This window comes from Pseudomonas sp. I8001, from assembly GCF_013385345.1.
Classification (GTDB): Bacteria; Pseudomonadota; Gammaproteobacteria; order Pseudomonadales; family Pseudomonadaceae; genus Aquipseudomonas.
The window spans coordinates 136,522-151,262 of the sequence record NZ_JACAQC010000005.1; the positions used below are offsets into that span (position 1 = coordinate 136,522).

At 60.7% G+C, this 14,741-nt stretch carries 12 protein-coding genes; 3 read left to right on the top strand and 9 right to left on the bottom strand.

From position 1 onward, the window contains the following. Positions 1–19: 19 nt before the first annotated feature. A complete protein-coding gene (locus HX839_RS02460; protein WP_008439078.1) occupies positions 20–1,150 on the top strand; it encodes an AGE family epimerase/isomerase in 1,131 nt (376 codons plus the stop codon). Here HX839_RS02460 and HX839_RS02465 read toward each other — a convergent pair. From HX839_RS02465 to HX839_RS02505, 9 genes are all read right to left on the bottom strand, one after another. Continuing rightward, entirely contained in the window at positions 1,122–2,027 is a 906-nt protein-coding gene (locus tag HX839_RS02465; protein ID WP_102367988.1) for a cation diffusion facilitator family transporter, read from the bottom strand. The genes HX839_RS02460 and HX839_RS02465 overlap by 29 nt on opposite strands. A 159-nt stretch (positions 2,028–2,186) precedes the next feature. Further along, the gene (locus HX839_RS02470) at positions 2,187–2,954 is read right to left on the bottom strand and encodes an SDR family oxidoreductase (RefSeq protein WP_003217437.1); all 768 of its coding nucleotides are present in this window, start codon (positions 2,952–2,954) and stop codon (positions 2,187–2,189) included. 805 nt (positions 2,955–3,759) lie between these two features. Continuing rightward, positions 3,760–4,476 (bottom strand): ABC transporter ATP-binding protein, encoded by a 717-nt coding sequence (locus tag HX839_RS02475; protein WP_003217439.1) that lies wholly within the window; start codon positions 4,474–4,476, stop codon positions 3,760–3,762. Beyond that, positions 4,473–5,348: an ABC transporter ATP-binding protein gene (locus tag HX839_RS02480; RefSeq protein ID WP_003217442.1), complete on the bottom strand. Its 876-nt coding sequence runs from the start codon at positions 5,346–5,348 to the stop codon at positions 4,473–4,475. The genes HX839_RS02475 and HX839_RS02480 overlap by 4 nt, the downstream gene beginning before the upstream one ends. Beyond that, complete coding sequence (gene livM / locus HX839_RS02485) at positions 5,345–6,622, bottom strand: high-affinity branched-chain amino acid ABC transporter permease LivM (protein WP_003217445.1); 1,278 nt, start codon at positions 6,620–6,622, stop codon at positions 5,345–5,347. Before livM ends, HX839_RS02480 begins: the two co-directional genes overlap by 4 nt. Before the next feature lie 2 nt (positions 6,623–6,624). Beyond that, the gene (locus HX839_RS02490) at positions 6,625–7,539 is read right to left on the bottom strand and encodes a branched-chain amino acid ABC transporter permease (protein ID WP_003217447.1); all 915 of its coding nucleotides are present in this window, start codon (positions 7,537–7,539) and stop codon (positions 6,625–6,627) included. Between the two features lie 253 nt (positions 7,540–7,792). Continuing rightward, entirely contained in the window at positions 7,793–8,929 is a 1,137-nt protein-coding gene (locus HX839_RS02495) for a branched-chain amino acid ABC transporter substrate-binding protein (RefSeq protein WP_003217449.1), read from the bottom strand. Positions 8,930–9,305: 376 nt separating this feature from the next. Beyond that, on the bottom strand, positions 9,306–10,589 hold the full coding sequence (locus HX839_RS02500; protein WP_087692468.1) for an FAD-binding oxidoreductase: 1,284 nt from the start codon (positions 10,587–10,589) through the stop codon (positions 9,306–9,308). A gap of 170 nt (positions 10,590–10,759) precedes the next feature. Further along, on the bottom strand, positions 10,760–12,250 hold the full coding sequence (locus HX839_RS02505; protein ID WP_008439082.1) for an aldehyde dehydrogenase family protein: 1,491 nt from the start codon (positions 12,248–12,250) through the stop codon (positions 10,760–10,762). Between the two features lie 154 nt (positions 12,251–12,404). Here HX839_RS02505 and HX839_RS02510 point away from each other — a divergent pair, with 154 nt between their 5' ends. Further along, positions 12,405–13,301: a LysR family transcriptional regulator gene (locus HX839_RS02510; protein WP_003217454.1), complete on the top strand. Its 897-nt coding sequence runs from the start codon at positions 12,405–12,407 to the stop codon at positions 13,299–13,301. Positions 13,302–13,526: 225 nt separating this feature from the next. Then, the gene (gene pncB / locus HX839_RS02515; protein WP_003217456.1) at positions 13,527–14,741 is read left to right on the top strand and encodes a nicotinate phosphoribosyltransferase; all 1,215 of its coding nucleotides are present in this window, start codon (positions 13,527–13,529) and stop codon (positions 14,739–14,741) included.

A 14,741-nucleotide genomic window follows, 5' to 3' on the forward strand; every position in this document is an offset into this window, starting at 1 on the left:
GCCGTGACGACGCCAGCCGATGCCCATCGCTCCAAGCTCCGCCCTCAAGCCTCAATTGACCGCCGTGTTGACGCACTTCCACGACCTGATCGTGCCGCTCTGGCAAGGCCCGGGCTGGAATGCCGACCTGGCGCTGCCCTATGAGGCCCTGGACGCCGATCATCGGCCTTTGCCCCCGCAACGCTATCGCGCCATGGCCTGCGCACGGCAGTTGTACCTGTTTGCCAGCCTGATCGGTGAACCCGGCGCAGCCTTTGCCGAGGAGCGCGCCGCCGCGTTGTTCCGTTCCCTGCAACGGCACTTCCACGACGCCGAGCACGGCGGCTGGTTCTACAGCATCGACGCCCACGGCAAGCCGCTGGATAAGCGCAAGGACCTCTACACCCACGCCTTCATCATCTTCGCCTGCGCCCACTATTGGGCCAAGGTACGTGAATCGCTGGTGGAATCGGTACTCGACGCCGCCTTGGAAGTGGTCGCCGAACGCTTCGCCACCGGCGACGGCCTGTACGAAGCGGTGCTGGAACGTAACTGGTCATCCCTCAAGTCTGGCCCTCTGCAAAACCCGCTGATGCACCTTGCCGAAGGTTTCCTCGCCACGTTGGCCGTGCGGGAGGACGCCGTCACCCAAGACGCGTTGCTGGACCTGGCCAACGCCATGCAGAAGCGCTTCATCGACCGCCAACACGGGGTGATGATGGAAAAACCGCTGGGTGCTGTGGATAACTGGTTTGAACCGGGGCATCAGTTCGAATGGTTCTTCCTGCTGGAATCTTCGGATTTGCTGCGGGGCACACCGTTGCACACATCGCTGAACAAAGCGTTCACCTATGCCGAGCAAAAGGGTGTGGATAACCTAACCGGTGCGGTCAGCGGCATGCTCGCCCTGGACGGCAGCGTGCGCGACGGCACCCAGCGCATCTGGGCCCAGGCCGAATACCTGCGGGCGCTGACCTTGCGGCCCGACAGTGAAGCCGTGCTGCAACGCCAATTGCTGGCGCTGCAACAACGCTTCCTGCACGACAAAGGCTGGAATGAGTGCCTGGATGCCAAGGGGCACGTGAGCCGGCGGGACATGCCGTCGACCACGCCTTACCACTTGGCGACGTGCTACCTGGGCCTTACGCAATCCATTTGCGGTCCCCGGTAAAACTGATCGTCAGCCAGCGGGCCGCGTCGGGCTTGCCCAACCCTGTGGATATTTCTTCGCGCAGCCCGTCCAGGGTGGCGACGTTATCCACCGGGTAATCCGCCGGCAACACCACATGAATCTCGATAAACCGCGCCCGCCCGTGCTTCTGCACGTAGGACACGTAATCATCGAAACCATGCCTGGCCTGGGCCGCCTCCATCACTTCGCGCACTTTGCCGTCCAACTGGTCCGGCACAATCCCCAACACGTCGCGTAGCGCCGGGCGCAGGATCTTGAAGGCCGGCGCCAGCATGCTCAACGCCAGCAGGATCAGGATCAACGGGTCCACATATACCGCCCACTGCCCATAGCCCTGGGACTTGAGCAACAGCGCCGCCAGGAAGCTCACCAGCAGCCCCACCGACAGCATCGCGTCCACCAACCAACTGATGTTGTCGAACTGGATCAGCGACGACTTGAGCGTGCGATTGCGGTAACGCACGTAGAAGAAATAGGCGAACTCGACGACGGTAAACACCGCCGCATAGATGATCACCAGACCCAACTCGATATCGCGCCCGCCATTGATAATGCCGAACACGCCGTTGAGAAACGCGTAGATGGCGATCAACAGCAGGAAACTGCCCTCGATCAGCAGCACCATGGGTTCCAGGTGCCAGTAGCCGAACTGGAAACGTTCGTTGCTTTTCTTGGCGATCAGCTTGGCCGTGATCAGCATCAGCACCTTGATGGCGGTGGCGATCAGCGAGAAAAAGCCGTCGAATAAAATCGATTGGGCGCCCGACACCACCCCCGTGACAATCCCGGCGATCGCCACGGCGAACATCAGGATGGTCGATTGTTTGAGCAGCGACTGCTCACCTCGGTTACTCACATATCCTCCTGTCAAAACCTTTGAACCGCACAGCGCGGCGGGGTTTTCAGGGGTGGAGTGTACCTTATGTCCTGTTTTGGCCGATTTGCCGCATTTTCCAGGCTGACAAAAACCCTGTGGCGAGGGAGCAAGCTCCCTCGCCACAACAGCTCGACGAACTTAGGCCTTGGCGCCACGCTCAATCGCAAACCCGGCCCAGGTCTGGCTCACTGGCATCAGCTCCAGGCGGTTGATGTTCACGTGTGCCGGGGTGTTAAGCACCCAGAAGATCGTATCCGCAATGTCCTGCGGCTGGATCGGCTCGGCACCGGCATAAGTCGCGTCATAACGCGCCTGGTCACCGGCAAAGCGCACCAGCGAGAACTCACTCTCACACAGGCCCGGCTCGATGTTGGTCACGCGCACGCCGGTGCCCTGCAGGTCGCAACGCAGGTTCAGCGAGAACTGTTTGACGAAGGCCTTGGTGCCGCCATACACGTGGCTGCCCGGGTACGGGTAGCTGCCGGCAATGGAACCGAGGTTGATGATGCCGGCGCCACGGCCGTGGGCGATCAAGCGCGGCAACAGCAGGCTGGTGGTGGTCAGCAGGCCCTTGATGTTGGTGTCGACCATGGTTTCCCAATCGTCGAGGCTGCACTTCGGCGCAGGGTCGGTGCCCACCGCCAGGCCGGCGTTGTTGATCAGCCCGCGCAGCGTGGCAAAGGACGGCGGCAGGTTGGCGATTGCCTCTTCCATGGCCTTGCGGTCACGCACGTCCACCACCAGGCCGAGCACTTCGGTCTGCTTGGAAAGCTCGGCGCACAGGGCGTTCAAGCGCTCTGCGCGGCGGCCGGTGAGCACCAGTTTCCAGCCGGCTTCGGCAAAACGGCGGGCACAGGCTTCGCCAAAACCGGAGGTCGCGCCAGTAATAAACAGCGTATTGGACATGGTGTTCTCCTTGCGGGGCTACGAGGTAAAAAATCAGCCAGCAGAATGCCCGGCTGCCGGGCTCGCGGCAACTGATACACGCTGTGGACACAGGTGAATGCCGCTCATGCTGTACGAAATTCAACCAATCGCCCGAAAGCCATACAGGCCATGGCGTGCAGCCATGTGCGCGCACCTTATCCACAGCCCCGTCCACAGTCTTTGGGGGCAAGTACAAAAGCTGAAAGCCGCGCTACACAAGGCTTTCAGCGCGATTCAAAAAGTTTTTTGCTTGACCTTGCGCAGCCCGTATGTAGCCCGGTTCAAAACGGTGCAACCAGGACGATGGCTCCAGGCCAGTCATTCCGGCCTCTGCGGCACTCTTTCCAGAGTTTAGTCACAGACTTATCCACAGGCCGGAGTGACATATTTCGGTCATATACCTGTGTCTTTAAACAGGTTGACAAACCCCTCGGGTGGTCACGAAAAACTCACTGATCAATAAACAACCACCACGCTGCAAGCCTCGAAAACAAAGGCCTCCAGCCAGCTACTCCCACGTTACCCACAGCCGGTTCCACAGTGCTTGGGGACAAGTCAAAACTGTGACAAAACAGGGATTTGCGGCGGCTATATGTCGCGCTTTGGCAGGTGCCCGGATTTGTTGTCCACAATTTCAGGAAAGCACTGTGGATGATCGTTCCCACGCTGATCGTTCCCACGCTCTGCGTGGGAATGCAGGCCGGGACGCTCCGCGTCCCAAAGCGTGGCGCAGAGCGTCACAAGAGGCGTTCCCACGCGGAGCGTGGGAACGATCAGAGTTACATCAGTGCCCGCCGAGGTAGGCGTTACGCACCTCCTCATTCACCAGCAGCTCCTTGCCGGTGCCGGTAAGGCGAATCTCGCCGTTGACCATCACGTACGCCCGGTCCGACAAGCGCAACGCATGGTTGGCGTTCTGCTCCACCAGGAAGATGGTCATGCCGGTAGACGCCAGCTCCCGCAGCGTGGAAAAGATCTGCTTCACCACGATCGGCGCCAGCCCCAGGCTCGGCTCGTCCAGCAGCAACAGCTTGGGCCGGCTCATCAGTGCGCGGGCGATGGCAAGCATCTGCTGTTCACCACCGGACATGGTCATCGCCCGCTGGTTGCGCCGCTCCTTGAGCCGCGGGAACAGCTCGAACATGCGCTGCATGTCTTCGGTGGCGAACTTGTCGCCAATCGGGATGGTGCCCATCAGCAGGTTTTCCTCGACGGTCATGTCGGGGAACACCCGCCGCCCTTCCGGCGACTGCGCAATGCCGTTGGAGGCGATGTAGTGGGACGACTTGTGGGTAATGTCGACGCCGCGGTAGATGATCTGCCCGGACTCGGCCCGTGGCTGGCCAAAGATCGACATCAGCAGCGTGGATTTACCCGCGCCGTTGGAGCCGATCAGGCTCACGGTTTCGCCTTCGTTGATGTGCAGCGAAACTTTCTTCAGGGCCTGGATCGGGCCGTAGAACACGTCCAGGTCTTTCAGTTCGAGGATTGGCTCACTCATACCAGTTCCTCTTCGTCAGCGCCCAGATAAGCCGCGATCACCTTCGGATCATTGCGGATCGCTTCCGGCCCGCCCTCGGCAATCACGTTGCCGTGGTCCAGCACCACGATGTGGTCGGAAATACTCATCACCATGCCCATGTCGTGTTCGATCAGCACCACCGTCAGGTCGTGCTCGTCCCGCAGCAGGCGAATCATCGCGCTGAGGGCTTCGGTTTCCTGGGGGTTGAGGCCGGCGGCCGGTTCGTCGAGGCAAATAATCTGCGGCCGGGTGCACATGGCACGGGCGATTTCCAGGCGGCGCTGCTGGCCGTAGGACAGCTCGCCGGCCAGGCGGTTGGCGCAGTCCACCAGGTCCACCACTTCCAGCCAGTAGAACGCATGGTCGAGGGCGTCGCTTTCAGCCTTGCGGTAGCCCTTGGTATTGAGGATGCCCGCGAGCATGTTGCGGTTGACCCACATGTGCTGGGCCACCAGCAGGTTCTCCACCACCGACATTTCCTTGAACAGGCGAATGTTCTGGAAGGTGCGCGCCAAACCCGCCCGGTTCACCAGGTGAGTGCCGCCGAACATCTTGTAGAACACCCGGCTGACGAAGCTTTTCGGCGAGACAAAGTCGGTGGCCTTGAAGCGCTCGCCCAGCAGTTGGATCACGTTGGTCTGCTTGCCGCGCACATTGAGTTCGATCTTGCCGCCGGAGGCTTTGTAGAAACCGGTCAGGCAGTTGAACACGGTGGTCTTGCCGGCACCGTTGGGACCGATCAGGGCGAAGATCGAGTTGCGCTTGACCTTGAGACTTACGTCGCTCAAGGCCTTGATGCCACCAAAGTGCATCATCAGGTGTTCCACGGAAAGAACGACTTCCTTGCTCATGGCGCCACTCCTTTACGCGGGACAACACCGGTACGGCTGATACGAATCAGGCCTCGTGGTCGCCAGATCATCATCACCACCATCAACACGCCGAAGAGCAGCACGCGGTACTCGGAGAAGCTGCGCAGCAGCTCCGGCGCCACCGTCAGCACGAACGCGGCAATCACCACGCCGACGGTCGAGCCCATGCCGCCCAATACGACGATGGCGAGGATCAGCGCCGACTCGAAGAAGGTGAACGACGACGGGTTGACGAAGCCCTGGTAGCTGGCGAAAAACACCCCGGCCAGACCGGCAGTGGACGCGCCGATGGTGAACGCCGAGAGCTTCACCAGCACGTGGTTGAGGCCCATGGAACGGCAGGCGATTTCGTCTTCGCGCAAGGCTTCCCACGCGCGGCCCACCGGCATGCGGGTCAGGCGGTGCTTGATGTACAGCACCAGCAGCACCACCAGGAACAGCACGATGTAGATGAACAGGAATTTGATGTTGGGGTTGTAGTCGATGCCGAAGAACTCGTGGAACGGCACCCCGCCATCCTTCGCCTTGCGCACGAACTCCAGGCCGAAAAACGTTGGCGACGGCACCGGCATGCCGTTCGGGCCACCGGTAAACGACAGCCAGTTATTCAGCACCAGGCGGATGATTTCACCGAAGCCCAGGGTCACGATCGCCAGGTAATCGCCGTGCATTCGCAGCACCGGAAACCCGAGTATGCACCCCGCCAGCGCCGCACAAATCGCCGCCAGCGGCAGCACCGACCAGAAGCCCAGGCCGAGGTACTGGTAACCCAGCGCCAGGCCATAGGCGCCGATGGCGTAGAACGCCACGTAACCCAGGTCGAGCAGCCCGGCCAGGCCGACCACGATGTTCAGGCCAAGGCCCAGCAACACGTAGATCAACCCGAGGATCACCACGGTCAGCAGGTATTTGTTGGCAAAGAACGGGAACACGATGGCAATCACGATCAACGCCGGGATGATCCAGCGCAGGCGCGACTTGTAGTCCGGCTTGAGTACATGCACACCGGAGCCGGTGCTTTCAAACCCTTGCAGAATCCGCAGGCCCCTTGGGGTTTGCAGGAACAGGCTCATGGCGAACCGGCCAACCATCACGATGGCCACCAGGATGCCGACACGCGCCGGTTGCAGGTTGAAGCTGTAGCCGTCGAGGACCACGCCGACGATCGGACCGAACACGATCAGCGAAATCAGCCCGGCGAGTACCGCATCGACGACACTTTTCTTGATATCGATAGAGTAGGCAGCAGACATAGTTATACCTTCGCCACGAGTGGGCGACCGAGCAGGCCCTGGGGACGGAAAATCAGGATCACCACCAGCAGGGAGAAACTGAACACGTCTTTGTAGTCAGAGTTGATCAGCCCCGAGAACAGCGACTCGGAAATACCCAGGATGATCCCACCGAGCATGGCCCCAGGCAGGGAACCGATGCCGCCGAGTACCGCCGCGGTAAATGCCTTGATGCCGATGATGAAGCCGGCGTAGAAGTCGAACGTGCCGTAGTTCAGGGTGATCAGCACACCGGCCAAGGCGGCCATGGCGGCACCAATCACGAATACGTAGGAGATGACCCGGTCGGTGTTGATGCCAAGGATCGACGCCATCTTGCGGTCTTGCTGGGTTGCGCGGCACATGCGGCCGAGCTTGGTGTACTTGATGATGTAGGTCAGCAGGCCCATGCCGACAAACGCGGCCACCAGGATGAACACCTTGGTGTAGGTCAACTGCACGAAGCCGGTGCCGATATCGACTCTCCAGGCGCCGGCCAGCAGCGTCGGGATGCCTTGTTGCTTGGCGCCCTGGGCGATCTGCGCGTAGTTCTGCAGGATCAGCGAAATACCGATGGCGCTGATCAGCGGTGCCAGTCGGGTGGAGTTGCGCAGCGGTTTGTAGGCGACACGCTCGATGACCCAGCCGTAGACGCCGGTGACGACGACGGTGAAGATCAGGGTGCCAAGGATGAGCAGCGGGAAGGATTCGATGCCGAAGTAAGCCAGCAGTGCCAGACTGATCGCCGCGAGGTAAGCGGAAATCATATAAACCTCGCCATGGGCGAAGTTGATCATGCCAATGATGCCATAGACCATTGTGTAGCCGATGGCGATCAAGCCATAGACAGACCCGAGGGTCAGCCCATTGACCAGTTGCTGCAGGAAAATACCATCCATAACGCAATCTCACGCAGTGAGAGCCTGCACACCTGTGGGTGTGCGGATCTTCTAGGAGGAAAAGACAGACACAAAAGGGGCTGGCAACCAAGTCCCCGTGTGGGAGCTGGCGTGTGTGGGCGCCGGGCTTGCCCGCGATAGCGACACCTCGGAATGTCAGTCAACCCGAGGTGACGCTATCGCAGGCAAGCCAGCTCCCACAAAAGCCCGGTTCCCACAGGGTCAAGTGGCGTCTGACCCATCGCGCTAACTATTACTTCTGCTTTTCCAGCTGGTGATACTTGCCGTCCTTGTCCCACTGGTAAACCACATAGTCGGAGATTTTCAGGTCGCCCTTGGCGTCCCAGTTCTTCTCGCCCATGACGGTTTTGACCGGGTGGGATTTCAGCCATTTGGCTGCGTCTTCGCCCTTGTCGGACTTGGCGCCATTGAAACCGGCGGCCAGGGCCTGGATCGAGGCGTAGGCGTACAGGGTGTAGCCTTCAGGCTCGGTGCCATTTTTGCGGAACTCTTCCACCACGGTCTTGCTGTCTGGCAGCAGGCGTGGGTCGGCGCCGAAGGTCATGTACACGCCATCCACATACTGTGCACCACCGGCGGTGGCCACCAGTTCGTCGGTCACCACGCCGTCATCGGACATGAACTTGACGTCTTTCAGGCCGGCTTCACGAATCTGCCGAACCAGTGGGCCGGCTTCCGGGTGCAGGCCGCCGAAGTACACGACGTCAGCACCGGTGGAGCGGATCTTGGTGACCAAGGCGCTGAAATCTTTCTCGCCACGGGTCAGGCCTTCTTCCAGCACCGGCTTCACACCGCGCTTGGTCAACTGCGCCGCAGTGGCGTCGGCCAGGCCTTTGCCGTAGGTGTCCTTGTCGTTGATAACGGCAACTTTCTTGCCCTTGAGCACGTCGACGATGTAGTCGCCGGCCACGATGCCTTGCTGATCGTCACGACCACACATGCGGAACACGGCCGACAGGCCACGCTCGGTAACCTGCGGGTTGGTGGAGCCCGGGGTGATCATGATCACGCCCGCATCGGCATACACCTCGGAGGCTGGGATAGTGTTCGACGAGCAGAAGTGCCCGACCACGCCAATCACTTTGTCCTGGTCAACCAGGCGGTTGGCCACGGCCACGGCCTGCTTGGGTTCGCAGGCGTCATCGCCGGCCACCAGCTTGATCTGCTCGCCGTTGATGCCGCCGGCCTTGTTGATGACATCGGCTGCCGCCTGGGCACCTTTCATGTACTGCTCACCAAATGCCGCGTTGGCGCCGGTCATCGGCCCCGCTACGCCAATCTTCACATCAGCTTGAGCAAACGCAGAAACACCCAGCGCCGCAGCAACGGCGAGGGCTAGAAAACCTTTCTTGTAAAACGTCTGGGACATGAGTGGTGCTCCGAGGTTTTTGTTGAATTGGCACTGCAGCTTCACTTCAAAAACTTTCGGAGAAAGCCCAGAGCAAGCGTCGTGCCATTACGTTTTTATTATTCAAAAAGACACGGTGTCATTGTTATTGCAGGTTTTTGGGCGCCTTTTGATTGGACGTGCAACCGTCTATCTCAACCAGGTGCAACCATTGGACCCATAAAGTGCAACCCGACCAATCAAGCACTGCAACCCGGCCACTAAACGGCCACCCTTAAACATGTAACAGCGTGCGTAACGGAAGTGCACATTTACAGTGCGTTACTGCTACGACTCGCACCAATACAGATTAGTAGCCGGCTAAGAAAATGCAGGCTTCTGAGGGGTATTTCGTTGATCAGATCACGATCCGCAGGCATTGGCCCGCGTGATACAGCGAGAATCCCGCCTCGTACAAACAGCTGCGCAGGCCCACACCGGCCAACGGCTGCATCGGCGCAAAGGGGATCGGCAGTGCCTGTGGATCCTGGTGACACAGATAATCCGCGAAGGCTTTGCCCACGACACTGCCGGTCGTCACCCCGCGCCCGTTGTAACCGGTGACCGCCACCAGCCCGGGCGCCGGCTCGAACAAGCGCATCAAGTGGTCCGGGGTGAACGCGATGCAGCCGGTCCAGGTGCACTCCCACTGCACCGGTTTGAGGTACGGGAAGTAGTGCTGTTGCACCCGATCGGCCCAGGCCTTGAGGAACCACGCGGGTTTCTGGTTGCCGTTGCCCAGGCTGCCGAGCAGCAGGCGGCCTTCGGCGTCGCGGCGGATGCTGCTGAGTACCTGGCGAGTGTCCCAGGAGCCTTGCCCGCCGGGCAGGATTTGTTGGGCGGCGTCGTCGGTCAGAGGGGCCGATGCCACCTGATAGTAATAACCGGGGAAAAAGTTGCGGCGCAGCTCGGTCCACTCGCCTTCGGTGTAGGCGTTCGAAGCGATCACCACCTGTTCGGCCTGCACCGAGCCTTGGGCAGTCTGCACAGACCAGTGCTGGCCCTGGCGTTCCAGTTGGGTGACTGGGGAGTGATCGAACAACTGCCCGCCGAGCCCGACGGCGGCATTGGCCAAACCACTGGTGTAGGCCATCGGGTTCAAGGTGCCGGCCCGCCGGTCGAGCAAGGCGGCGGCGATCTTTTTGGTACCGGTGGCTTGTTCGCATGCAGCGCCGGTCAACAGCTCCACCGGTGCGCCACGACGCTTCCACTGTTCTTCACGACTGCGCAAATCCGCCTCGCCACGGGCGTTGTGCGCCATGTGCAAGGTGCCCTCGCGACGCAGTTGGCAGTCGATGTTGTATTTGTCGATCAGGCTGAACACCAGGGACGGTGCCGCGCCGAGCATGCGGTTGAGCTGGCTGCCCACCGCGGTACCAAAACCGGCTTCGATCTCGTCCGGGGGAATCCACATCCCTGCATTGACCAGCCCTACGTTGCGCCCCGAACCACCGTGGCCGGTGCGATGGGCCTCGAGTACGGCGACACTTTTTCCTTGTTCCAGCAAGTGAATGGCTGCCGACAAACCGGTGATGCCGGCGCCGATCACGCACACATCCACTTTTACCTCGCCCTTGAGCGCGGCACGATCCGGCCGGCCAGGAGTGAGTTGTTCCCACAAGCATGCTTCGCGTAATGCCATTGCCAGACTCCGATGAGACCTAACAAACCACTTTTCCGAATTGTAAATACGGTCAAATGTGGGAGCGGGCTTGCTCGCGAAAGCGGTGGATCAGATAAGCATTCGTTGACTGACACACCGCTTTCGCGAGCAAGCCCGCTCCCACATTGACCTCACTCCGACTTGAGGTATCAGTCGAAGGTAATACCCTGGGCCAGCGGCAGTTCCAGCGAGTAGTTCACGGTGTTGGTCTGGCGACGCATGTACCCGCGCCATGCATCCGAGCCCGACTCACGCCCGCCACCGGTCTCTTTCTCACCGCCAAACGCGCCACCAATCTCCGCGCCGCTCGGGCCGATGTTGACGTTGGCAATCCCGCAGTCACTGCCCACCGCCGACATGAACTGCTCGGCCTCGCGCACGTCAGTGGTAAAGATGCACGAAGACAGGCCTTGTGGCACCGCATTGTTCAGGCGCAGCGCTTCAGCGAAATCGGTATAGCCGACCACATACAGAATCGGCGCGAACGTCTCGGTGCACACCACATCACTCTGCTCCGGCATTTCCACGATGGCCGGCGACACGTAGTAAGCGTTGGGGAACGTGTCTTCCAACTGACGCTTGCCGCCAAACACCCGGCCGCCTTCGCTCAAGGCTTGCTCCAGGGCATCCTGCATGTTTTCGAAGCTGTGCTTGTCGATCAGCGGGCCGATCAGGTTGCCTTCCAGCGGATGGCCGATGCGCACTTTGGAATACGCAGCCTTGAGGCGGGTGACGATTTCCTCTTTTACCGACTCATGGGCGATCAGCCGACGCAGGCTGGTGCAGCGCTGGCCGGCGGTACCGACGGCGCTGAACAGGATGGCGCGCACGGCCATGTCCAGGTCGGCGCTTGGGCCGAGGATCATCGCGTTGTTGCCGCCCAGTTCGAGAATGCTGCGGGCAAAACGTGCAGCGACTTTCGGCGCTACTTCGCGGCCCATGCGGGTGCTGCCGGTGGCGCTGATCAGCGCAACACGCGGGTCATCCACGAGTGCGGAGCCGGCATCGCGGCCACCGATGATCACCTGGCTGAGGTACGGCGGCGCATCGCTGAAGTTCTTCAGTACGCGCTCGAACAGTGCCTGGCAGGCCAGGGCGGTAAGCGGGGTTTTTTCCGACGGTTTCCAGATCACTGCGTTGCCGCACACCAGCGCCAGCGCGGTGTTCCACGCCCATACGGCGACCGGGAAGTTGAAGGCGCTGATCACGCCAACCACGCCCAGCGGGTGCCAGGTTTCACGCATGTGGTGGCCCGGACGCTCGGAGGCGATGGTCAAGCCGTACAACTGGCGCGACAGGCCGACGGCGAAGTCGCAGATGTCGATCATTTCCTGCACTTCACCCAAACCTTCCTGGGTGATCTTGCCGGCTTCCCACGACACCAGCTCGCCGAGGTCGGCCTTGTACTCGCGCAACACGTCGCCGAACTGGCGCACCAGCTCACCACGACGCGGGGCCGGCACCTTGCGCCAGGCCTCGAATGCATGCTCGGCGCGACTGACCTGCTGCTCCACCTCGGCGGCGCCTTCCCAGTGCACACTGGCAATCCGGCTGCCATCAATGGGCGAATGCACGGGTTGTTTACCCGACTGGTACAGCGCCGGGTTTACCCCCAGACGATCAAGCAATGCGGCAACCATGGGTCACTCCTTCAATCTACAAACAGAAATTTGCGCCGCCAGCGGTCGCGGCGATCCAGACCTTATTTGTAGCTGGCCCAAGACTTGCCAACAAACGACGATTAGGCGAGATATCATTCCGTTTATTCATGCTAAGAACAAAAAGAGGCGTGCCGTGCTGAATAAAAGACATTTGCCCTCGATCACCGCCCTGCAGTGCTTCGAAGCGGTCACCCGCCACCTGAGTTTTACCCGCGCCGCCGAAGAGCTGAACCTCACCCAGAGCGCTGTCAGCAAACAGGTCGCGCAGCTGGAAGAACTGTTGCAGCACCTGCTGTTTCGCCGGGTGCGCCGCCGCTTGCAGATGACCCCGGCGGGCGATCTGTACCTGGTGGAAGTGCGCAAGATCCTCACCCAGGTGGAGATGTCCACCCATTACCTGCGCTCCTACGGCGGCGAGACTGAAGTGCTGCGGGTGTCCACGCCCTACACCTTCGGCGCCCGCTGGCTGGTGCCGCGCCTCAAGGGCTGGCGACTGCGCCATCCGCAGATTCACCTGGACCTGTGCAACGAACAGGAGCCCGACGAGCTGCTGCAAGGCAAGGCCGACCTGGCCTTCTACTTTGGCCAGGGCTCACGGCCCGGCACCGAGAGCCTCAAGCTGTTCAGCGAAGAACTGGTGCCCGTGTGCTCACCCGACAGCCTGCCCGCCCAAGCATTTACCGATCCCACGCAACTGAGCGAACTGGTGTTGCTGCAAAACGCCTCGCGCCCGCAAGGCTGGCATGACTGGTTCGCCGCCCAGGGTCATCACACCGAGCACAGCTACCATGGGCCGCGCTTCGAGACCTTTTATATGTGCATTCGCGCCGCACAGGTTGGCTGCGGTGTGGCGCTGCTGCCCAGGTTTCTGGTGGAAGAAGAGCTCGCCGAAGGCAAGCTGGTGATCCCCTGGCAGCATGCGATGCCGAGCCAGGATGCGTACTACCTGGCCTACCCCGAGCACTCGGCGGAAGTGCCCAAGGTGCGGGATTTTGTGAAGTGGATGATGGAGCAGGTTGAGTCTGATTGAGGCGCGTTGCCTGCAATACCGCCTTCGCGAGCAAGCCCGCTCCCACATTTGGAACGCATTTCAAATGTGGGAGCGGGCTTGCTCGCGAAGGCGTCAGGGGCCACACAACAATGCCCAGCTGAAAAAACACTGGCAAAACAGCACAGGTCTATGCGCCACTAGCGCCATTCCTTAATTGTGCGTAAAGGTCGGCGCCCATCGTCGACCCGTCTGGAGATTCCCGTTATGAGCGAGAGTGTGTTTGCCGATCGCATCGTGCAGAACCTGCTCGACACCGACTTCTACAAGCTGACCATGATGCAGGCGGTGCTGCACAACTACCCGAACGTGGAAGTTGAATGGGAGTTTCGTTGCCGCAACAGTGAAGACCTGCGCCCGTACCTGGCGGAGATCCGCTACCAGATCGAGCGCCTCGCCGAGCTGAGCCTGAGCCCCGACCAACTGGGCTTCCTGGAACGCATCAGCTTCATGAAGCCGGATTTCCTGCGTTTCCTCGGGCTGTTTCGCTTCAACCTGCGCTACGTGCACACCGGTATCGAAAACGGTGAGCTGTTTATCCGCCTGCGCGGGCCATGGCTGCACGTGATCCTGTTTGAAGTGCCGATGCTGGCCATCGTCAGCGAAGTGCGTAACCGCTATCGCTACCAGAGCGTGATCCTCGAACAGGCCCGCGAGCAGCTGTATCGCAAGTTCGACTGGCTGACGGCCAACGCCAGCGTCGAAGAACTGTCCGAACTGCAGGTCGCGGATTTCGGCACGCGTCGACGCTTCTCCTACCGCGTGCAGGAAGAAGTGGTGAACGTGCTCAAGCACGACTTCCCCGGGCGTTTTGTCGGCACCAGCAACGTGCACCTGGCCCGCGAGCTGAACATGAAGCCGCTGGGCACCATGGCCCACGAATGGATCATGGCCCACCAGCAACTCGGCCCGCGCCTGATCGACAGCCAGATCGCCGCCCTCGACTGCTGGGTGCGCGAGTACCGTGGCCTGCTGGGCATCGCCCTGACCGATTGCATCACCACCGATGCGTTTCTCAGCGATTTCGACCTGTACTTCGCCAAGCTCTTCGACGGCCTGCGCCACGACTCCGGTGACCCGGTGCAATGGGCCGAAAAGGCGATCGCCCACTATCACAAGCTGGGGATCGAGCCCATGAGCAAGACCCTGGTGTTCTCCGACAGCCTGTCGCTGCCCAAGGCGCTGGAGATTTTCCGCGCGCTGCGTGGTCGGATCAATGTGAGCTTCGGCATCGGCACCAACCTGACCTGTGATATTCCAGGTGTGGAACCGATGAGCATCGTGCTTAAAATGACTGCCTGTAATGGCCAGCCCGTCGCGAAGATTTCCGATGAAGCGGGCAAGACCCACTGCACCGATCCGAACTTTGTCGCCTATTTGCGCCACGTTTTCAAAGTACCTGCCCTACCCAGCAAGGAGTGA